General features: G+C 62.8%; 1 pseudogene. It reads right to left on the bottom strand.

Annotation, left to right across the window (positions count from 1 at the left end):
• A pseudogene (locus AC0L2O_RS37040) lies at positions 1–258 on the bottom strand (hypothetical protein); the annotation flags it as partial.

Here is a 258-nt window from a genome sequence, read left to right as displayed (position 1 = left end):
GAAGACGGCATGACGCTGGTTTATTCCGATAGCCCGCTCGGTGCGGTCGGCTTCATCGACATCGCCGTTCCCGAAGTTAGGCGCAAAGGTCACCGCGAGACGGGAAGCGATCAGGAGGACCGTGAAGCCGGTCACGACAAGCTTGCCGTCGATCCGGCGCGTAAGGCCGGCGACCAGCAAGCTGGTAACCACGGCAAAAGCCCCAGAGATCGAGATGGCCTGGCCTGTCCGGCCCTCTGTGATGCTGAGATCCACGGC

This window comes from Bradyrhizobium sp. Kon10 (assembly GCF_055807395.1).
The sequence above is the reverse complement of the archived record's forward strand: the minus strand, read 5'-3'. Positions and strand labels throughout refer to the sequence as shown.